General features: G+C 54.2%; 17 protein-coding genes. 12 read left to right on the forward strand and 5 right to left on the reverse strand.

The annotated features are described in order from the left end of the window. The first annotated feature begins 29 nt into the window (after positions 1-29). The 5 genes from QMO62_RS19080 to QMO62_RS19100 all read left to right on the forward strand — a co-directional run bounded on the left by QMO62_RS19080 (position 30) and on the right by QMO62_RS19100 (position 4,913). Positions 30-683, forward strand: a complete 654-nt coding sequence (locus QMO62_RS19080) for a tetratricopeptide repeat protein (protein WP_284643361.1) — start codon at positions 30-32, stop codon at positions 681-683. Between the two features lie 187 nt (positions 684-870). Next, entirely contained in the window at positions 871-1,863 is a 993-nt protein-coding gene (locus QMO62_RS19085; protein WP_284643363.1) for an ABC transporter ATP-binding protein, read from the forward strand. Continuing rightward, entirely contained in the window at positions 1,856-2,569 is a 714-nt protein-coding gene (locus QMO62_RS19090; protein WP_284643364.1) for an ABC transporter permease subunit, read from the forward strand. Before QMO62_RS19085 ends, QMO62_RS19090 begins: the two co-directional genes overlap by 8 nt. Positions 2,570-2,589: 20 nt before the next feature. Next, positions 2,590-3,978, forward strand: a complete 1,389-nt coding sequence (locus QMO62_RS19095; protein ID WP_284643366.1) for a GldG family protein — start codon at positions 2,590-2,592, stop codon at positions 3,976-3,978. Beyond that, a complete protein-coding gene (locus QMO62_RS19100) occupies positions 3,975-4,913 on the forward strand; it encodes a DUF4340 domain-containing protein (RefSeq protein ID WP_284643368.1) in 939 nt (312 codons plus the stop codon). The genes QMO62_RS19095 and QMO62_RS19100 overlap by 4 nt, the downstream gene beginning before the upstream one ends. Positions 4,914-4,963: 50 nt before the next feature. Here the strand turns inward: QMO62_RS19100 and QMO62_RS19105 are convergent, their stop codons facing one another. Beyond that, positions 4,964-7,024, reverse strand: coding sequence for a LuxR C-terminal-related transcriptional regulator (locus tag QMO62_RS19105; RefSeq protein WP_284643370.1), 2,061 nt, complete (start codon positions 7,022-7,024; stop codon positions 4,964-4,966). A gap of 139 nt (positions 7,025-7,163) precedes the next feature. Between QMO62_RS19105 and ilvB the strand changes: the two genes are divergently transcribed. Both ilvB and ilvN read left to right on the forward strand, forming a co-directional pair. Beyond that, positions 7,164-8,900, forward strand: a complete 1,737-nt coding sequence (gene ilvB / locus QMO62_RS19110) for a biosynthetic-type acetolactate synthase large subunit (RefSeq protein ID WP_284643372.1) — start codon at positions 7,164-7,166, stop codon at positions 8,898-8,900. Next, positions 8,897-9,376, forward strand: a complete 480-nt coding sequence (gene ilvN / locus QMO62_RS19115) for an acetolactate synthase small subunit (protein WP_284643373.1) — start codon at positions 8,897-8,899, stop codon at positions 9,374-9,376. The genes ilvB and ilvN overlap by 4 nt, the downstream gene beginning before the upstream one ends. Positions 9,377-9,435: 59 nt before the next feature. Here ilvN and QMO62_RS19120 read toward each other — a convergent pair whose 3' ends face one another. Both QMO62_RS19120 and QMO62_RS19125 read right to left on the reverse strand, forming a co-directional pair. Further along, positions 9,436-10,893: a TPR domain-containing glycosyltransferase gene (locus QMO62_RS19120; protein WP_284643375.1), complete on the reverse strand. Its 1,458-nt coding sequence runs from the start codon at positions 10,891-10,893 to the stop codon at positions 9,436-9,438. Continuing rightward, positions 10,890-13,739 carry a hypothetical protein gene (locus tag QMO62_RS19125; protein ID WP_284643377.1) on the reverse strand — a complete coding sequence of 950 codons (2,850 nt, stop codon included), beginning with the start codon at positions 13,737-13,739 and terminating at the stop codon, positions 10,890-10,892. Before QMO62_RS19125 ends, QMO62_RS19120 begins: the two co-directional genes overlap by 4 nt. Positions 13,740-13,896: 157 nt before the next feature. On the opposite strand from QMO62_RS19125, the gene QMO62_RS19130 reads away from it, so the two are divergent. Together QMO62_RS19130 and QMO62_RS19135 are read left to right on the forward strand one after the other, a co-directional pair. Then, positions 13,897-14,856: a UDP-glucuronic acid decarboxylase family protein gene (locus QMO62_RS19130; protein ID WP_284643379.1), complete on the forward strand. Its 960-nt coding sequence runs from the start codon at positions 13,897-13,899 to the stop codon at positions 14,854-14,856. Next, positions 14,856-16,622, forward strand: coding sequence for a glycosyltransferase family protein (locus QMO62_RS19135; RefSeq protein ID WP_284643380.1), 1,767 nt, complete (start codon positions 14,856-14,858; stop codon positions 16,620-16,622). Before QMO62_RS19130 ends, QMO62_RS19135 begins: the two co-directional genes overlap by 1 nt. Positions 16,623-16,682: 60 nt before the next feature. Here the strand turns inward: QMO62_RS19135 and QMO62_RS19140 are convergent, their stop codons facing one another. Further along, entirely contained in the window at positions 16,683-17,141 is a 459-nt protein-coding gene (locus QMO62_RS19140; protein ID WP_284643382.1) for a DUF4871 domain-containing protein, read from the reverse strand. Positions 17,142-17,292: 151 nt separating this feature from the next. Between QMO62_RS19140 and QMO62_RS19145 the strand changes: the two genes are divergently transcribed. Together QMO62_RS19145 and QMO62_RS19150 are read left to right on the forward strand one after the other, a co-directional pair. Next, entirely contained in the window at positions 17,293-17,538 is a 246-nt protein-coding gene (locus QMO62_RS19145; protein WP_284643384.1) for a hypothetical protein, read from the forward strand. Between the two features lie 25 nt (positions 17,539-17,563). Continuing rightward, positions 17,564-18,691 (forward strand): spore coat protein, encoded by a 1,128-nt coding sequence (locus QMO62_RS19150; protein WP_284643386.1) that lies wholly within the window; start codon positions 17,564-17,566, stop codon positions 18,689-18,691. Between the two features lie 57 nt (positions 18,692-18,748). Here QMO62_RS19150 and hlpB read toward each other — a convergent pair whose 3' ends face one another. Beyond that, positions 18,749-19,057 carry an HNH nuclease-like protein HlpB gene (hlpB, locus tag QMO62_RS19155; RefSeq protein ID WP_284643387.1) on the reverse strand — a complete coding sequence of 103 codons (309 nt, stop codon included), beginning with the start codon at positions 19,055-19,057 and terminating at the stop codon, positions 18,749-18,751. A gap of 126 nt (positions 19,058-19,183) precedes the next feature. On the opposite strand from hlpB, the gene QMO62_RS19160 reads away from it, so the two are divergent. Beyond that, positions 19,184-19,774: a hypothetical protein gene (locus QMO62_RS19160; RefSeq protein ID WP_284643389.1), complete on the forward strand. Its 591-nt coding sequence runs from the start codon at positions 19,184-19,186 to the stop codon at positions 19,772-19,774. Positions 19,775-19,918 lie beyond the last annotated feature (144 nt).

The following is a 19,918-nucleotide window of genomic DNA, read 5'->3' on the forward strand; positions in this document are numbered from 1 at the left end:
CAACTTGAAAAGTGGAAGGTGTGACCGGAATGAAAGAAAATAAACTCCTCCTATTGCTAACTCCTCTGCTGCTGATAGCAGGGTTTTTAATATACCGTGCCGTGGCCATTCCCGACTTGGAGCCCACGACGGACTACTATAGTCAAGGGCAAGCACTCATTCGTCAAGGCAAAATAACTGAGGCTAAGCAAGTGTTATCGTTGGGCAAAGAGAAATATCCCGTTGACGGTAGATACGACTTCGCCCTAGGCAACATATACAGACAAGAAAAAGATATGAAGAATGCTTTACTGTATTACGACCAAGCGATAAAGAAAACTCCGTCTTTACCGGAAGCATATAATAATATCGCAGCTATATTCATGCTGGACAACCGTTTGGACGAAGCGCTAAATACTATTAATGATGGGCTAGCTAAGCAGCCGGATTTTAAGGACCTGCAGTTCAAGAAGGGTCAAATTCTTTTCATGAAGGGAACCTATTCCGATGCGATTCAAGTGCTACAGCCGTTAACAGCAGTCCCGGAATATGTGGATGCTTACCGTTTCATAGGCTTATCATACGTAAAAGATGGAAAGCGAGAACAGGCGGCAGAGGCACTTCAGTTGTATCTGCAAAAGGTACAAGCAACAACACAAGGGTCTCAAGAAATAGAAAAACTCCTCCAAGAGCTCAAGAAATAACGTGAAGACCATCTCGTAGTAATATCTACCGAATGGTTTTAACTATTTTTACCGGTCGATAGTTCACAATTCCGCCACATTTTTTTAAGCCCAATTTAAGCTTTGCTTAAGCTGGGCTTATTCTTTTCTGTCTATATTAATTTCTGTTAAACTCCTACAAAAGATGGAAAAGGGAGGCTTGGGTTACATGCTTGAGGTCAAACAAGTCAGCAAGCTGTATGAGAACCAGCGAGGGGTGCAGAGCATCGATTTCTCCATGAGCCGCGGCGAGATCGTTGGCTTCCTGGGCCCGAACGGAGCGGGAAAAACAACGACCATGCGGATGATCACGGGTTACCTGAACCCGACGCATGGAAGTATCACCATCGACGGATTATCCATGGCGGATCATCCGAAAAAGGCGCGCCAGAAGATCGGCTACCTGCCGGAGACGCCGCCGCTCTATCCGGAGATGTCCATTCGCGCGTACCTTCAATTTATCGCCGACCTGAGGGGCATCCCGGTGAGGGAGCAGAAGAAGCGCATTGAGGAGGTCATCAGCCGCCTCGGGCTGCAAGGCCGTGAGAGGCAGATCATCCGCAGCCTGTCGAAAGGATATAAGCAGCGGATCGGTCTCGCGCAAGCGATCCTCCACAACCCGGATCTGCTGATTCTGGACGAACCAACCTCCGGTCTCGATCCGAAGCAGATCATCGAGATCCGTCAGCTCATCCGGGAGCTCGGCGAGAACCATACCGTGCTGCTCAGCACGCACATCCTGCCGGAGATCAACGCGCTCTGCAACCGCGTGCTGATCATTAACCAGGGCCGCATCGTGATGGACGGGCATCCGGATCAGCTGGCAAGCTCCATGGGCGAATCCTTCGAGGTGTCCATGGAAATCAAGGGACCGCGAGAGGAGATCCTGAGCGAGCTGAGCTCCATGCCGGAGATTGCGAAGGTTGAGGCGCAAGCCGCGGCCGAAGAGGAGGAGCCGCTCAAGGTGCTCGTCACCGCGGCGGAGCATAATGATATTCGGGAAGCTCTCTTCTATCGGATGGCCGAGAAGCGATATCCGATTCTCTCCATGAAGAAGGAGAGCCTCAGTCTCGAGGAGATCTTCCTCAAGCTGACGACGAATGAGTCGCTTGAGCAGCCGGCATCGGCAGAGCAAGAAGAGGAGGTGACTCCACATGCGTAGAACTCTCGCGATTACGAAGAAAGAGCTGCAGATGTACTTTTACTCGCCGGTCGCATATGCGGGCTTCGCGTTCTTTTTCCTGATTGCCGGATACTTCTTCAGCGCGAACTTTCTCTACCCGCCGAACATTATCGACGTTCGCCCGGTGGTAGGGACGATCAGCTTCGTGTTCCTGTTTATCATTCCGCTGCTCACGATGCGATTGGTATCCGATGAGCTTCGCCAAGGGACCGACGAGCTGCTCCTGACCTCGCCGATCAGCATTACGGAGATTGTCACGGGCAAGTATTTGGCGGCGCTGACGGTACAGCTGCTGCTGGTTGTAGGCAGCCTGCTCTATCCGCTTATCATGAGCTTATACGGAACGCTGGATCAGCCTCAGCTGTGGCTTTCCTACCTGGCTATGTTCCTGATGGGCGCGGCGATGATGTCCGTGGGCCTGTTCGCTTCCTCGCTGTCGTCGCACCAGATGGTATCGGGCATTGCGGCGTTTGCGATCCTGCTCGTGTTCTGGACGATCGAATGGCTCGGCGACACCGTCGGCGGCAAAATCAAAGACTTTCTGGGCATGTTCTCCATCGTAGGACGGGCGAATGACCTGCAGAAGGGCGTGCTCGACTTTACGGATGTGCTCTTTTATATCACGCTGATTCTGGTGTTCATCGTCCTTAGCATTCAGGTGCTGGAGCGCAAGCGCTGGAGATAATCCGAGAAGGGGGAAGACCATTGAACAAGTGGATACGCGGAACGAATGCAGCGGTGCTGTCGCTCGCGGTGATCGGGATTTTCATCGTTCTGACCATATTTCTGAATTCCATGAAGAGCATGCAGGTGGACCTCACGGAGAACAAGAAGTTCACCCTTTCCGATCAAACGGTACAAACGCTTCAGGCCCTCGATAAAGAGGTGCGCCTCATTTCGCTGACGAGTGACCAGACTGATCCTTACATCAAACGTCAGGTGAATGAGCTGGTGCAGGAGTACAAGAAGCGCAGCGGCAAGCTGGTGTTTGAGGAATACGATATTGTCAAAAATCCGACCGTCGCCAAGCAGTACGATGTGGATCCTTCCGGTACGCTAGTGGTGGATAACGGTACGCAGAAGAAAACGGTCTATTACGCCGACATGTTCCAATTTGGCCAGCAACAGGGCGATTACAAATTCAGCGGGGAAGAGAAGCTGACGCAGGCGCTGGTCAACCTGAACAACAAGGAGAAGCGCAAGGTGTACTTCTTGTCGGGGCACAACGAGATTCCGCTGCAGCAGATGAGCATTTGGCGGAGCGGCCTCGAAGGCGACAACTACGAGATTAAGGATCTGAACCTGCTGCGTGACGGCAAGGTGCCGGAGGATGCGGCGACGCTGTTCATCATCGGGCCGCAGAACGACCTGACGGATAAGGAAGCCGAGGTCATTAAGGAATACTTGAACGGCAAAGGCAAGCTGTATCTCGCTTTAGGCTTCAACAAGGACATGAAGACGAAGTGGAAAAATATCGACGCCATCATGGCGCAATACGGCATCAAGGATCAGCATGCGGTGGCCATCGATCCGAAGCAGAGCCCAATGCTAGGGCCGCTGGCTATCGTGCCGGATTACGGCTACCACGAAATTACGAAGAAGCTGCAGGAGTACGATCTGCTGACCGTTATCAGCCAGACCATCGCACTGACTACAGAAAACCCGAATACGGATTTCCCGGCAACGGCAGTGCTTAGAACGACGTCTGACGCATACGGAGAAACCGACCTGGAGCAGCTGGTCCGCAATCGCACCAACAAGGATGCAAATGACGTGAATGGTCCGTTCAACATTGGTTATGTGGTGGAGAACAAGGAGGCCAAGCCGAAGGCTGTCGTGCTGGGCGGCTCGATTTTCTTGGCGGATGAATTCATTCAGCTGCAGGGGAACCGTGATTTCGCCCTCAACAGCGTAGGCTGGCTGCAGGAGCAGAAGGATCAGGTAACGATCCGTCCGCGTGAGGGGGATAAGCTGCAGCAGGCGTTGATCGTGGGCAGCGATGCCAATTGGATTTTCTACGGTACGGTACTGATTTTCCCGCTGCTGTTCCTTCTTGTTGGCGGAACCATCTGGTGGAGGAGGAGAAAAGGATGAAGCGGCTCATCCCCACATTCCTGCTGGTGGTGCTTTGTATCGGAGGATTCTGGTATGCCTCCAGCAAGGACTTTTTTAAAGAAAAGAAGGAAGCGGGCCCTTCACTGGCAGCGGTGAAAAAGGAGGAAGTCGTCTCGTACACCATTATAACGCAGGAGGGTACGGTAGAAATGCAGCAATCTGGAGGCAATTGGTCGATGTTGAAGCCGTCGGATCTGCCGCTGAACAACTACAGCCCTCAAGGTTGGGTGGATTCGTTCGCCGCGTTAACGAAGGAGAAGACGGTGGATGAGAACCCGACGGATCTCGCACAATTCGGGCTCGATAAACCGAAGCGGGAATTTACGGTTCAGCTTACGGACGGTACGAAGCATACGCTTTCGATCGGGGACCCGGTAGCCATCCAAGGCTATTCTTATGCCAAATTCAGCGGCTCTCCGGAGGTATTCCGGATCAGTGATTCCTCCGTTACGCCGCTGGCGAAGCAGCCGATCGATTTTATGGAAAAGAGTCCGGTGAAGCTTCAATATGATCAGGTCCAAAGCATGAGCTTAGACTGGAAAGGTGAGAAATGGTCGATCGTGCGGGCGGAGGCCGATAAGGATAAAAAGCCTCATGAAGCGAACTGGAAGCTGGGTGAGAAGGAGCTAAAGGGGACGGATGCAAGCCAATATCTTGACCAGACCATGTTCCTTTCAACAGAGCAGTTAGTGAAAAAGGCGTCGGAAGTAAAGCTTGACCCGCCGGATTTGAAGCTTGAGATCAAGGAAGCGGATGCGGCAGGCAAGGAAGCTGTGTCGGTCTATACCGGAAAAAGCGAGGGAGACCTTGTCTGGATCGCCAAGCAGGGCGGAGAATGGGCTTACGCCGTGCCGCTGCAATCGATTCAAGACTTGGCGGACCTGCCGAAGAAGCAAGAGGAGAAAGCACAATAGGAAGTCGAAAGCCGGTCACTCTTCATGGAAGAGAGGCCGGCTTTGTTGAGTTATTCGCGGTGCTCCATGATCAATTTGGCGAGCTGCGTCCGGTTCTTCAAGCCGGTTTTATGCAGCATGCTGTTGACGTGTTTCTTCACCGCGGCTTCGCTAATATACAGAGCTACTGCAATCTCGGGATTCGTATAGCCCTGGACAAGCTGCTCCGCCACCTCCCGTTCTCTGTCCGTAAAGGGAAGCGGCGGGTCTGTCTGATGTACTTTTGCCGAAGGTGGTGGCTTTAGCGCTGTTTCCTTTTCCAGGTAGGACATCAGCTTGCCTTTGCGGGTGTCCAGAACATAGATGGGCGCTTCCCCAGCTTCCCCATAGAACGTATGGCGGACCCCGGGAAGCTCTTCAAAACCGAGACTAAGATGACCGTCCTTGAAATAGGGCAAAGGCGGCGGAGAGGAAAAGAGCAGACTCCCCTTCAGCATATATTCGAATAAAGGCTGGAGTATGGCCGACCGCTGCTCCGGTCGTTCGATCTCGGCGACATCTCTCATCAAGATAAAATACCCTGCCGGGTTTTCCGGCGGTGAGGTATATCGTTCCCGTTCTTCCGTTTTTAGCTGGCTGAAGTAAGCGGAGGACAAGGGATGGAGCTCGAGATACGGCAGTGTGGCCGCCGAAATCGGACAAAGCGCCAGAAAGCCGGCAAGCGCCCCGTCGGCCGACCGCATGAGCGTTAAGGAGGAGGGGCAGTGACGGTATAACTCCCGAACATCGGTCGAGGTTAACCACAAGCAGCTCTCCTCTGCCGCAAGCGTATACTTGAACTGGGCTCCGGTTTCAGGATCGGCGCAAAGGATTCGCTTTGCTCCTGGGGTTTCCTTGCGGAATGCCATATACCGCTCCAATTCCTCCAAGCTGCTTTCATCCGCCGATTCCATGTAGTAGTCCATTCCCGCATTTTGACGGAAATGCGCCCGAAGGACAGCGTTCCCTCCCAGCCCAAGCAGCTCTGCCACCTCCCAAGTTACATCCCGATGCATGGCTAGTGCTCTCGAGATTCGTTCCAGCAAATAGCGGCTTGAGCGTTCCTTGTACTGATCGAACAGCTCCGGAGAGCGATCCCGAAAGCTGCTGCGTACGGACTCGCGGACCAGCTCATGGAGCTGCCAGCCTTTATCCGTACGTCGTACATAGGACAGTTGAACAAGACGGTCAAACAGAGCCGGCTGCAGCTCATGCCCGGTCATGGCTGAAATCATTTCCTGATGAAAGGACCGGGCGACCGAAGCGGCCATGATAAGGTCGCGCAGCTCGTCACCATGCGTCTCCCTCCACCAATTCTGCAGCAGCTCCTCCATATCGAATGTTTGTTTGGTATTGGACATGGGGCCGGCTTCCTGCCGGCTTACGGTTTCCGCCAGCAAGGTGGCCAGAAGCGGGTGGCCCAGACTTCGCAGCCAAATAGAATCTACGACCTGCTCCTCCGTAATTCCCTCCCCTGAGAGAAATTGCTTTATGCTCTCGTAGTCTAACGCGTCCAAACGAAGAGGTAGAATGAGCCTTCGCCAAGCAGGGGAAAGCCGCCAAGGGCCTTGCAGCGGCTGCCGGCCGGAGATGATGAGAAGCGAATTTACCGGAAGCTGAGGAAAGAGCCACTCGCGGAGCCAAGCATCAAGACCCCCCGCCTCCTCATAATGGTCCAAAGCGATAATGAGTTTCCGGCGGCTTGCTTCAGTATGAAGCTGCTCCATGCAGGGGTCCCAGCCGGACCAATCCGAAGCTTGCGTTTTTGCTTTGAGCTGGGAGGCAAACAACGTACCAAAAGCCTCTTGACTGCCGCGCAGCTCGGACAGGTCTGCATGAAGGTACAGAGCGCCTCTGGCTTCCGCGATGCTGCGGTAACGGTTCAGCAGGGACGTCTTGCCAATACCTCCAATTCCGTAGACGTTGATGATTTTCTCTGCACGGGACTCGACAGGAAGGAGGAAGTGTTCAAACAATTGAAGCTCGAAGACTCTGCCTGTGAAGCTCTGAACTTCAAGCCGCTCGAGCAAGGATTGCAGGTTTTCAGACGCAGGCGCTGAACTTGCCTTTGCCCCGTCCTTGGACTCCATCATGCGATCCCTCCTTTTATTCCGGTCCGTTTTTAACAGAAAGTATACTACGAAACTATCCCATTGGGTAGTAACCTCTTAGCGCCCCGAATGCTAGCATAGATCTAGATCATTGGCGCAGGCCGGGAGGGATGAGGTAAGAATGCAACAATCGAATCAGGAACGCTGGAGCAAGCCGGAACGAATATCCGGCTCGGAGATCTTACTGCGATCGCTGCTGCTGGAGGGGGTGGAATGCGTGTTCGGTTATCCGGGCGGAGCACTCCTTTACATTTATGACGCTATGCACGGCAACCCTGACTTTCATCATCTGCTTACAAGACATGAGCAAGGGGCGATTCATGCGGCGGACGGTTACGCTAGGGCCACCGGCCGAACGGGAGTATGCCTCGCAACGTCAGGTCCGGGGGCGACGAATCTGGTTACGGGGATTGCCACGGCGTATATGGACTCGGTACCACTCGTGGTCATTACCGGGAATGTCGCCACCTCACTTATTGGTACCGATGCCTTTCAGGAAGCGGACATTATCGGCATCACGCAGCCGATTACGAAGCACAGCTACTTTGTCCGAAACGTAGAGGAGCTGGCCGGTGTGCTCAAGGAAGCATTCTCCCTCGCCGGCACCGGAAGGAAGGGACCTGTTCTTGTTGATATTCCGAAGGATGTTTCCGCCGATACGGCGGTGTTTCATTACCCTGACTCTGTCGTAGTCCGTGGGTATGAGCCGATACCGCCCCTCGACAGGACGGCCTTGGAAGAACTCATGAACGCATTGGCAGGAGCGGAGCGTCCCCTGATTTTGGCGGGAAACGGGGTGGTGCAGGCGGATGCCTCTCAGGAGCTTCTAAGGTTGGCAGAGCAGGCGCAGATTCCCGTTACGACTACGCTGCTAGGCTTGGGTGGATTTCCTGGCCATCACCCCTTATGGCTCGGAATGCCGGGGATGCACGGCACGTACGCGGCCAACCAAGCTTTGCTTCACTGCGATTTGCTGTTATCCGTAGGGGCAAGATTTGATGACCGGGTCACCATGAAGCTGGAGGGCTTTGCTCCTAACGCAAGGATTGCGCACGTGGATATCGATGCCGCGGAGCTCGGTAAGCTGGTTCCGACGCTGCTTCCGATACGCGGGGATGCGAAGCAGGCGCTTGCTGCGATGAACGAGCTGATCTCTCAAGAGGCGTACAACCGTCGGGAAGCCTTCGGTCCGTGGATTACCCAATGTGCAAGCTGGAAGGAGGAGAAGCCGCTGCGGTACAAGCAATCCGAAGACAGCTTGAAGCCGCAATACGTCATCGAACTCATCTCCAAGACAACCGACGGCGAGGCCATCATCACCACCGATGTCGGGCAGCACCAGATGTGGACGGCACAGTTTTACCGTTTCAAGCATCCGCGCTCTCTCATCACCTCCGGGGGACTCGGGACCATGGGCTTCGGCTTCCCAGCCGCGATAGGCGCCCAGATCGGCCGACCGGATCGGCTTGTGGTGTCCATTAACGGAGACGGCGGCATGCAGATGTGTGCTCAAGAGCTTGCCGTCTGTGCGCTGCATCGGCTTCCGGTTAAGATTGTCGTCATCAACAATCAGAATCTCGGCATGATCAAGCAGTGGCAGGAGGTTGTGTATGATCGTCGATACAGCCATATCGATCTGTCAGGCAGTCCGGATTTTGTAAAGCTTGCCGAAGCGTACGGGGTGAAGGCTTGGAGAGCGTCTACCGCAGCTGAGGCGGAGCAAGTCTGGCAGCAGGCTTTGCAGACGAAGGAGGCGGCATTGGTGGAGTTCGTTGTCGATAAGGATGAGCTTGTCCTGCCGATGGTACCCCAGGGGATGGCGCTGCGGGATATGATTTTGGAGGTGAGCCGCCCATGAGACGGAGACACACGATTCGACTCCTTGTGAACGACTCCCCGGGAGTGCTGCAGCGGGTAGCCGGGCTGCTTAGCCGGAGAGGCTTCAACATTGACAGCATCACGGTAGGGGGTTCTGAGCAAGAGGGGATTTCTCGGATGGTTGTGATACTGAACGGGGAGTCCGCCGAGCTGATCCAGATGTGCAGGCAGGCTGCGAAGCTGATTGATGTGATTGAGGTAGTCCATCTAAATCCCGATGTCGTCATATTGCGGGAGCTTCTCCTGGTCAAGCTGTCGGCCAAGCCGCATCAGCGGCAGGAGATTCTCGGTATGGTAGAAACGTTCCGCTGCGCTGTCATCGACGTAGCCATGGAGTCTGTCATTATTCAAATCGTGGGGGACGAGGGTAAAAATAATGCCCTGTTACGACTGCTCGAGCCGTATGGGATCATCGAGATCACCCGTACAGGAGAGACGGCGATGGAGCGGGATTAAGCGAAAGCAAAAAAAGGGATCTTACCTTGAAGTGTGGTAAGATCCCTAGCGTTCGTTGATCACAGCTTCTGCCGCTGTTCCTCGATCAGCCTGAGTGGCTTCTGCAGCTCTGCCGCATAAGGGTAGCGTTCCGCCACCGATCTGTAGATCTGAGCAGCATCGCCGAATTTGCCCACGGACCGGGCGATATCGGCGAGCGATACGTCCGCCTTCCACTTGGCGATTTCATGGTCGGGAGTAACCGTTCCGCGGTAGCAGGCGAAATCAGCTTTAGACTGCCGGAGCAGCCCCTCCGCTTCATGAAACAGGGCGTAGCCCCGATGCAGCTTGGCTGCAGCCAAGTAAAATTTCGCGTCCGGAAATTGCGGATGGAGCTCCAAGGCTCTTAAAGCAGCGCCCTCCGTGAGATCCCACTCCCGCTTACCGAGATAAAGCTTAGCTTGAAGCATGTAGACATCAAGCATCCGTGCGAAAGCGGAATTGTCCCTTCCGAGGGCCTCCGCTTTACGAAGCGCCTCCTCGGCTTGCTCCGGCAATCCGGCTGATAACGATTCCCGCCCGTAGAACAGCCACCAGCCGGGGTTGTCCGGCTCTTCCTCCACCATGATTCTGAGCAATGATAGATTTCGCGCGAGCTTATCCTTGGCCTGAATCACCGTCGGCTCATACCCGTCATGCAGGAGGCGGATTCGTACCGGCTTACGGTAGCTTTGCCCGGAGAAGACGCCGCCGCTTCCCGAGCCGACCTGCTCGTGAACTCGCCCATAATACTTTAACCCGTAACGCAGCGGAAACATGCGGGTCTGCGACATCTCGTGCCGAACCGCGCCGTTAATGGAGTTGACCTGCCAAATATAGAGCACGGGAGGGATCGGGAAATCATCGAATAGTCCGGCAGCTTCCCTCACGGCATCCACATCCTCGGGGTGCAGGGCCTCATCGGCATCCACCCAGAGCACCCAATCCGTTTTCATGTGAGCCAGTCCCGTATTGCGCAAGGCCGAGAAGTCTTGTTCCCATGTCGCGTGGACAATGCGAACCCCGGGAAACGAGCCGGCAATCTCCGCTGTGCGATCCGTCGACTCGCAATCGACCAAGACAATCTCGTCGGCCGCTCCCTTGAGGCTTTCTAAGCAGCGTGCGATGGATCTCTCTTCGTTGCGGGCAATGATGCCGATGGTGACGGTAACCTTCTTCACATGCAGCAGCTGGTCGATATCCGCTCTATCTTGCCCTGCGGGAGCTTGCCGGACGGCTTGCTCCACTGCAGTAATCCATTCCGCCTCCGGATCGAGAAGCCACGCCCGGTGAAACACCTTACGTGCTGCGGAGCCGAAACCCTGGTGCAGCAGGGCTTCACCTAGAAGCACCCAAGCCTGCGGAATCAGCGGAGATTTACGGATCTCCGTCAATGCTTGACCTTCCGCTTCCCCGAATCGCTTCTCCTGCAGAGCCCGGATCATCGCTTCATAGTGCTGTTCTGCCAGTTTTCTATCGTGCATACGGTTCCTTGTCATGACGAGCCGGACCCCACGATAACGGTAATCTCATCAATGAAGCCAAGGACTAGGTTTCCGGTTGTTCCAACAATGGTAATATAAGCAGTCCCGGTACCGCCGATAGTTTTCAGCTTGAGATCATTTCCTACCATTGTAGCGGAAACAAGGCTCGAATTCGAAGAAATTACCTGAAATGTCGTATCCGGAGGGAATCCGTACTGCCCCGCCAAATTCGTGATCAGTTTTTCCTCGATGGACGCCATATTTTGCTCGTTCGCAGGCTTCACCGGGAGTGCGTCTTTGATGAAAGAAACAGTGCCTGTGGCCGCTCTCCCCTTTCCGTCCCTGTCGGTCGCGGTAATCTCGATTTGAGCCGTACCTGTGTTGACGGATCCCGTACTGATTACATAGAGGCCCGGATGATCCGCGTTCCCTGTCACTGTAAGCCAATCATGGCCGTTATTGGTCGTCACTTTAGGCTCCTTAACAGATACAGAATATTTGAGTGTATCTCCGCTATCCGGATCGGCGAAAGCATTCGTCAGATCGACGATATACCCCGTCGGCGGCAGCGTACCGTTGGCAGGCCAATTGTTTCCGTCCGTATCGACCTTATACGAAGAAGCCATTTTCAAAACAGGAGTCTGGTTCGGCAGCAGCGTGAAATCCATGGATGCCTGTTTGTTGAAAGGAGAAGCATCCTGCAGCGTTACCGTAAAGGTAGCGGCTTGAGTCGGCTCGTTATTCAAGTACAACACACCCGAATGGATGGAGGCACTAACCCCATAGGAGTTGCTTGGGGTTACAGTAAAGGTAAGAGCCTGACCGTAGCTCGCATCCGCATCGGCAAAATAACCGAATAAATCAAAGGTAGTCAAGCTTCCGTTATAATAAACGGCCTCCTCATCATCGCTGACTGTCGGCGCATGATTGACATATACGGTGTAATTTCCTGTAGCCTGCAGCCCGAAAGGATCCGTCGCTGTAATGGTCATATCGACGGTAGGACTGCTGGTATCGCCGTGCAGCTCAAGCTCATTGCTGGCGTTAATGCTTGCAGTAATGCCACTTGAAGTTGGAAGGCTCACCGAGTATTCCAGAGCTTGGCCGTCTTCATCCGTGAAATCCCCGGCAATCCCAAAGGTTACCTCGTCGCCTACCGTATAATAAATATTTTGCGACGAATTCGGATAGTGAAATGTAGGCGCTGTGTTCGGTTTGGGCTGGAAGATGTAATCGCTGTAGATTTCGCCGCCTTTTCCGTCACTGGCATGGATCCGGGCATAGTAAGTAGCGCCATTCAATTTACCGTAATATGAAAGCTTGCCCCCGTCCACGTAGGCGCCGAAACCGCTCGAAGGGAGATAGGAATTCGAGTAATCGATTTCAAACGTTAAACCATCCTCATCCGGATCGGCAAACAGCTCCGTCAGATCGAGCTCAGTCGAAGGAACGCTAAGATGCGAAGGCAAATAAACCTCATAGGTGCTTTGCGTCACAGTAGGTTTCCGGTTGACCTTAAAGTGATAGTCTGCGCTTACGGATTGGCCGACGGGGTCCGTCGCCGTAACCAGGAAGCTTGCTGTCGCCCCAGCGGATCCTGGCCCGCTTAAGCTAAGCATCCCTCCGCTGACAAAGGCCGATACGCCATTAGATGTAGGAGGATTAACTTCAAAGGTAAGCGAGCCGTGCTCAGGATCGCTGAAATTGCTGTACAAGAGGATCGACTGGCTTGCCGTTTCATTGACTGTGTAATATCCGGAAATAGAGCTTTGCGCAGCCACCGGCGGTAAATTGGCAGCGGAATCCGGGGTGAGAATCAGGCTGGCGGTAACCGGATCGCTTTTGCCGTCTGTGGCACTGATGCTATAGGTGGCGACCCCGGAAACCGCACCGCTAAAGGTCAGATAGCTGCCGGAAATCGAAGCCGGCGGGGCCCCCGGTGTAGAACTGTTTACGTTGAAGGTTAATGGATCTTCATCTGCGTCATGGAACAGCTGCATCAGATGGAAAGGCGCCGGGACCTCACCGGCAGGAGCGTAAACGCTGTAAGTTACATTAGTAACCGTCGGCGGATGGTTTACAGGTGAAGTCACAACGGGCTTTAACGTCAGCATCACCTGCGAATACCCACCCTTGCCGTCTCTCGCGTAAATGAGCAGCACTCCATCCTGACTTAATGCTCCGTTAACAAATAAACTATCGCCGGCAATATAAGCATCCAGGCCGCTGGAAGGCGCCACAACACTAACATCGTATTGCAGTGTATCCCCATCGGCATCCTGGAACCATGAACTGATCGAATTGAAGTACGAGCCGTTGTATGAATTCACTATGTATTGTGCTTGGACCGGCACAGGAGGGTGGTTTTCATGTGCGGTTTGACCCGAAATCCGGCCGGTCAGTCTAGTAACAGCAGTCCTGTCTTGGACGACGCCGGGGTTATCAAACATAAATTTCACCAGATCGCCGACGTCGTAGCGATGGTCTGATCCTATGTCCATAACACGTACTTGGAATACGTCGCTTTTGCTGGAACCATCGAGCGTCACTGTGAAAGTAGTCAGCCCCGGATGCTGCAAATATACATTTAGCCTCGAACCGGAAACGACGGCTTTCGCCGTATCGCCGTCCATTGCTGCAAGACGGTACGTCCCGCTGCTGGATCCGAAGTGATAGTCCAGATTGAGCGTTAGTGATTCTCCCGGCAGACCGATTACGTCTTGAATCGGAATAGGAACGGTGTCCACAGCCGCAGCCGCGGCGGATGGAAATAACGCCGGAGCGACGGACAAGGAGGCGGCTAGAAGCGCGTTTGCCTTTTGCCATGGGGCTGTTGACTTGGAATGGATCCGTTTCTTCAAAATCGTACACCTCGTTTTTCCGCAAACTAGTACTTCTATTCTACCATGCGGTTGGAAGGCTGAATACGACAGATTAGGTGAAAAGTACCACGTTCTCACCTATTTTTCTGCTATAGTAAGTGTATAGGAGCATTCATGTTAGGAGAGTAGAATCAACATGCCTCATATTTATATTACCGGTGCTGCGGGGTTCGTCGGCTCGCATGCTGCCGAAAGATTCATAGAGCTCGGCTGGAAAGTTACGGCGGTTGATAATTTCATCACGGGGCGTCAAGACAACCTGAAAGAGATGATGGCGCACCCGTGCTTTGCCTTCTACGACTCCGATGTCAGTCTTCCGCTGCCGGAGTCCAGGCTCGGTCCCGTGGATGCGGTGCTGCATTTGGCTTGCCCGGCTTCCCCGAGAGATTACTTGAAGCACCCCGTCGAAACGATGAAGGCAGGCAGTCTGGGGACTTTCCATACGCTGGATTTGGCCCGAAGGCATCAAGCACGGTATGTGTTAGCTTCTACGTCGGAGATCTATGGAGACCCTGAAGTGCACCCGCAGCGAGAGGACTACTGGGGACACGTCAATCCGGTAGGGCCCCGGGCTGTATATAATGAAGCGAAGCGGTTCGCCGAAGCGCTCGTAATGGCGCATCATCGGGAATACGGGCTGGATACGGTCATTCTGCGCTTCTTTAATACCTATGGGCCCCGGATGAATCCGGAGGATGGCCGGATCATTCCGAACTTCGCGATGCAGGCCCTAGAGGGCAGGCCGCTTACCGTATACGGCGATGGCAGCCAGACGCGCAGCTTTTGTTATATCGCCGACTTGGTCGAGGGGATTGTACGCAGCATTACCGAACCTCAGGCCATCGGCGAGGTGATGAATTTGGGCAACCCGGCGGAGTATACGGTTCGGGACATGGCGGATATTCTTCTAAGGCTGACCGGACACAAAGGAACCATAGAGCATTTGCCTCCGATGGAGGACGACCCGAAGCGTCGCAGACCGGATATTTCCAAGGCCAAGCGGCTGTTGAAATGGGAGCCCGCTATCGGGCTCGAGGAAGGGCTGCGCCGGACGCTGGATTATTTTGCGGCCTATGCACGGGGAGGGATCCGGTAATGCTGCCGCGCGCGATTTGCTTGCATTTTACGAATGCGTTTGCGAAAGCTTTCTTTGGCAAGCATTATGACCCCGACCGGTTAATAACCGTCGGCTGGGAAGAGAACTGCCGGATCAGGCTGAATGCCGGATGTCATACGATGGAGGCGGTCCGAACGCAGCTTCCGGAGGGATGGGAGCCGGAGCTGGTTTGGGTGTGGTCTCCCGAGTTCCATGCCAATCCTGCCGGCCTGTTCGAGGAACGCGTCCCTCTTGTAGCGCTAATCAGCGATTGGAATTTGGGGTACGGGACGGTTTGCGGTACGCTGCCCGAATATGATGCGATTTTCACCGATAAAAGGGGGGCAGAGCTTCTGCGCAGAAGGGGGCTGAGGCAGGCGGCGTATGCGCCGCTGTACAGCTATGACCCGGCCATCCACTTCCCAGTTTCTTCGGCAGTAAAGGATATCGATGTTTCCATCGTCGGGAATTTGAATCACGAGGTGCAGGAGGAGCGTTCGCTTTGGCTTAAAAAGCTATGTACACTGCGCCGTAAGGGGGTTCGGGTACGGATCGACACGAATCTGTTCGGCGCAGACTATAACGACGTCATGAACCGTTCCAAGATCGTATTCAACCGGTCGATCCGATCCGAAATGAATCTGCGGGCATACGAAGCTCCTGCTGCCGGTGCTCTGATGATGCTGGAGGATGGCAACGGAGAGGTTGAGGAGCATCTGGTCCCCTTCGAGGAGTATGTTCCGTACCATGAGAATAATTATGAACAATTGATCCTTCACTACTTATCGGACCCTGCGGGCCGGGAGGCGATAGCGGCAGCAGGGCACACGAAGATTGTGGAAACCGACAGCTACACGCATCACATGGACCGAATATGGGGACTTCTGCAGAGCAAGGGGATCCTGGAGGCGGGGAGGTCGCCAAGGTCCGATGCCGCGCGGGAGGAACGGGCATTCGCTCATCTTACCCAAGTGTACTATGCTTCTCAAGGCCGATCGTCACAGCTGATGGAACTGTTGCTGAACCGTGCGGGAGGAGCTGAAGCCCGGCGGAAAAATGCCCAAGCCTGCGTTCGGCTGCTTCTATTGGGAGAACCGTCGCTTGGAACGGAGCATAAAACGGCGCTCCTTCAGCTTTCCGTTAGAGACTGGGAGCAGGCGGCTGAGGCTGAACCGGAAAGCGCGCTTCCCTTGTTCAACTTGCTTAGCGCGATGTCCGCCAGCGGCAATCACCGGGTTGTGCTTGATCGTTTCGACCGTTTCCTGAGCCGTTCGGCACAAGCGGGTATCGGTGCATGGGACGGGCTGCTGTTCGCAATCCCCTATGATGATTTCCGTGTGGAGCGGGAGCGGATTCTCGGTGGCACCGAGCAGCTCGAATGGCGGGCTGCCGCTCAGCTGAACGCTTTATTCTTAAGCGAAGCTTATGAATATAAAGGCAAGGCGCACTTGAACTTTAACGAGTGGGAGTCAGCGTATGCCTCTTTCAAGAGAAGCGTGGAATTTCGTTCGAATAATATAGAGTCTCGTTATTTGCTTGCTTCGGCGGCAGCTCAGTTGACCCGCTGGGAAGAGGCGCGGACACACTTGGAGCTGCTTCTGCGCTTTGCACCCTTTCACTGGCAGGGAGTTATGCGGTTGTGTGAGCTGTACCGGGCAACGGGCAAGGAGGAAAGGGCCAAGGGGCTCGCTTTAGAGTATATGGATGTGATCGAAGCCATGTCTGTGTACGAGGTATGGCGGGAACGGTTGTCCGACTATGTATAATCTGTAGCAAGCACGGAAAAGGAAGCGCGATGCTCCCTTCGCCGTGCTTTTTTCGTTTGGTTAAAAAACCTCCACCACGACACTGCCCAGCTTCTTTCCGTCAACCACTGCTTCCAAGCGCCAAATGCCCTTCGTCGGCAGGGAGAACGTGGAGGGGGTGCGAATAACGCGCGGAGGCCCCATACCCGGGCGTCGATTCGGCAGTGCGATATTGCCTTCGAACACGAGGTGCTGCTTAGCCGATTTGCGGTTTGTGGCCATGACCTGAAACGGTTGTCCGAAGAGGGATTGCTCCTGATTCCAGAAGTACCACTGGTACAGGCCGGAGACTCCCGCCTCCATAGCACCGGCGGTTACGCCGATCTGCTCCGGGTTTCCGCGAAGCGTCGTATTGAACATGGTGAAGGTGGGGCTCACCTGCCATATGGACGGGTCGGGGTTCAGAGACCGTTCCGTATAATGAATGCCGGTGACAAACACGGTAATTACGAGCGTAAGCGCAATCAATTGATTTCTCATAGATGATCTCCACCCCCCATGTCAGGTCAAGGCCCAAGCTGCCTATATTTCCAATATATCATAATTTGATTCGAAAAAAATAATGGACTTCCACACATATTTTTCCTCAGAAGGGAAAGGATAATAAAGTCAATCGAAAGGAGGAGTATGCATGTTTACCGGTCAACAGCAACAACAGCAGCAGCAAGGAGCGAACGCCGTCAGCTCCAAGGAACTCGCATACATAACGGATAGCTTGAAGAATGAGGATTTGCTTGCCAAGCTAGCCCTCCAAGGGGTAGTCGAGGCACAAACGCCCCAGCTGAAGCAAAAGTTTACCCAGATCGCGCAGGATCGTTTGCAAAATTCGGATCAATTGCTTAGGGCGCTGCAGCAGCAAACGCAATGGACGCATTAAGACATACATAGGAGGTGCGGTAAGGATGTACCAGCAAAACCAATGGAGTGGACAGCAAAGCTGGCAAGACCAGCAGCAACAACAGCAACATATGCACCTGCAGGAGCAGGATATCGCCAATCTGCTGCTTTCGGAGCTGAAGCGGGCGGCACGTGAGTATACCACTGCGGCTTTGGAGGCGACGCATCCTGCGATTCGCCAAACCTTCGTGAGCTTGGCGAACAAGACGCTTCAGGATCAAGCGGAGCTGTATCATGTGATCGCTCAAATGAAGGATTACGGCAAAGTGCTGATGGCTACGCAGCAGGAAGTACAGCAGGAGATGCAAAAGCAGGTTCAAAGCGTGGAAAAGCTGCAGGGCATGGTACAGCAGGTGCTTCATAATGCTTATGCCGGGGCGAACGTGGCGCAAGCTTACGGCTACGGACAACAGCAGCAGGCTTCTTATCAGCAACAGCAGCAAGCTCAATACCAGCCTTCCTATACAAGCGGGTATAGCTCCTCTCAGCAGGAGTACAACCAATCCGGCAACTGGGAGCAGGGGATGAATGCAAGCTATCCTCAGTCCGCTTCTCAGAATCAAGGGCAAGGTCAAGCGCAAGCGCAAGGGTACAGCTTCAATCCCAGCAGCGCAAGCCAGTTTCGTACGACCGGAGAATACGGCAAGTCCTCTGTTTCCGGCACCGACAGCACCGATGAATATCGGGTGGGAACCAGCGGGTATGCCTCAGGAACCACCGGCTACGGTACCGGAAGCTACGGCAGCAATAACACCGGAGGCTACAGTGCTTCCGGAAGCGGCAGCTATGCCGGACAGCAGAACAATTCCGGTTACAGTGCCGGAAGCTACAGCAGCGACAACTCCCCCAGCAGCATCGGCCACGGGGGCAGCTACAGCAGCACAAGCAACTACGGTACCGGAAGCTACGGCGCCAAGTACGGTGCGGAAAGCTCCGCTTCGAAAAGCGGACAATCCGGGCAATCCGGACAAGGCGGCCAGGACCAAGCCTACAACCGCCAAGGCAGCGGCTACAGCTTCGGCTCCTCGCAGCAAGGGTCCGAGTCGGCAGGCGGCTCTTCCCGAGAGCAAGCCGGAGCCAAGTCGCAGCAGCAATACACGAACCAGGGTAATCAAAAACCGTACCTAATGTAAGCAAGGGCTGGCCCCGCGGAGCAGACTAAGCATCCGCGGGGCTTTTTTCATTCATCACTAACGCTGTCCCCGCACCTGTTGAGACTTGCGTACCCGAGGCAAACGGGAAGGCGGCTGCTTCCGAACCCACCGGAGGTAGCTTACCATACGCTCTTCGCGCTGCAGTTCCTCAATCGTTGTCAGGCCCTGCCCCACCAGCTGCTCGTTCGTGTATAAGGCGTGAATCTGCTTATGACAAGCGATACATAAGTCGGCTGTAGGCAGGAAGGTGCCTCCGAGCTCCTTGGGGGTAAGATGATGCTTGGTCGTCTCCAGTCCTTCCCTGCCGCAGAGCTCGCAGGTGCCCAGCTGCTTCAGCTTTGCCATGTTCTCACCGGCCCTCTTTTCAAAATCTTAGCTATGAGTAGTTTCCTCCATAAGGCCGAAGTATATTTTTTCACTTTTGATCAATAATACGGAAAAGCAGGAAATGCGACAGGAGGAGAGCGCACCATGAGAGGTATTATCATTCTGATGCTGGCCGTCGTAGCCCTGAGTGCCGGATGTCAATCCAGAGCCGATCGAGATACGCAGCTGGACATCAAGTCGTTGCAAAAAACGGTCGGCAAGGAGCGCATATCGATGACGTTGACACAGGTGGCCAACCCTTCGATGGATAAGAGCATCATGGATAAGTCCGACACGGAAATCATCGCTTGGATCAAATCGGTTGATGCCTGGACGCATCAAGTACTGTCGGCTCCGGTTACGGGGGAGATGGATCAGGCGGCCGCGATGGAGATACGCAACCACCTGACTCAGGTTTATACGCAGGACGCCGCAGACAAGCTCATCGACTACTTCTATCGGCGCGACCTGCGCACAGGCACATATCAGGCTAACAGCACGGATGCCATGCTGGGCATGAGAAGCGAATGGGGCAGCTATCAGCTTCGGAAGGAAAAGCCAAGCGGAGACCAATATCGAATTCGGCTTACCGGACGCACGCAGCATGACGTAAGCGAGTCGGTCATGCAGCATATTTCGGTGTATCAGGTGCAGGGAGACAGGCTCGTGATCAAGGAGTTTACAACCCACTCCTAAGGGCGGCTTTCCAAACTGACAGAACGCTAGGGGATTCCCTTCCGTTCTGTTTTTTTATGCCAGAAAATGATCGAACATATTTTCCCCTTTTCATTTGACACGCCCGGCACAGTAGCTTAGACTATTTTTTAGTAGAGTCATGTT

Source organism: Paenibacillus silviterrae, assembly GCF_030167925.1.
Lineage (GTDB): Bacteria > Bacillota > Bacilli > Paenibacillales > NBRC-103111 > Paenibacillus_G > Paenibacillus_G silviterrae.

Bases quoted from the DNA above. Each gene is read 5' to 3' on its own strand.
- QMO62_RS19080 (WP_284643361.1), top strand. From the start codon at position 30: ATGAAAGAAAATAAACTCCTCCTATTGCTAACTCCTCTGCTGCTGATA.
- QMO62_RS19085 (WP_284643363.1), top strand. From the start codon at position 871: ATGCTTGAGGTCAAACAAGTCAGCAAGCTGTATGAGAACCAGCGAGGG.
- QMO62_RS19090 (WP_284643364.1), top strand. From the start codon at position 1,856: ATGCGTAGAACTCTCGCGATTACGAAGAAAGAGCTGCAGATGTACTTT.
- QMO62_RS19100 (WP_284643368.1), top strand. From the start codon at position 3,975: ATGAAGCGGCTCATCCCCACATTCCTGCTGGTGGTGCTTTGTATCGGA.
- QMO62_RS19105 (WP_284643370.1), bottom strand. From the start codon at position 7,024: ATGATGGAGTCCAAGGACGGGGCAAAGGCAAGTTCAGCGCCTGCGTCT.
- ilvB (WP_284643372.1), top strand. From the start codon at position 7,164: ATGCAACAATCGAATCAGGAACGCTGGAGCAAGCCGGAACGAATATCC.
- ilvN (WP_284643373.1), top strand. From the start codon at position 8,897: ATGAGACGGAGACACACGATTCGACTCCTTGTGAACGACTCCCCGGGA.
- QMO62_RS19120 (WP_284643375.1), bottom strand. From the start codon at position 10,893: ATGACAAGGAACCGTATGCACGATAGAAAACTGGCAGAACAGCACTAT.
- QMO62_RS19130 (WP_284643379.1), top strand. From the start codon at position 13,897: ATGCCTCATATTTATATTACCGGTGCTGCGGGGTTCGTCGGCTCGCAT.
- QMO62_RS19135 (WP_284643380.1), top strand. From the start codon at position 14,856: ATGCTGCCGCGCGCGATTTGCTTGCATTTTACGAATGCGTTTGCGAAA.
- QMO62_RS19140 (WP_284643382.1), bottom strand. From the start codon at position 17,141: ATGAGAAATCAATTGATTGCGCTTACGCTCGTAATTACCGTGTTTGTC.
- QMO62_RS19145 (WP_284643384.1), top strand. From the start codon at position 17,293: ATGTTTACCGGTCAACAGCAACAACAGCAGCAGCAAGGAGCGAACGCC.
- QMO62_RS19150 (WP_284643386.1), top strand. From the start codon at position 17,564: ATGTACCAGCAAAACCAATGGAGTGGACAGCAAAGCTGGCAAGACCAG.
- hlpB (WP_284643387.1), bottom strand. From the start codon at position 19,057: ATGGCAAAGCTGAAGCAGCTGGGCACCTGCGAGCTCTGCGGCAGGGAA.
- QMO62_RS19160 (WP_284643389.1), top strand. From the start codon at position 19,184: ATGAGAGGTATTATCATTCTGATGCTGGCCGTCGTAGCCCTGAGTGCC.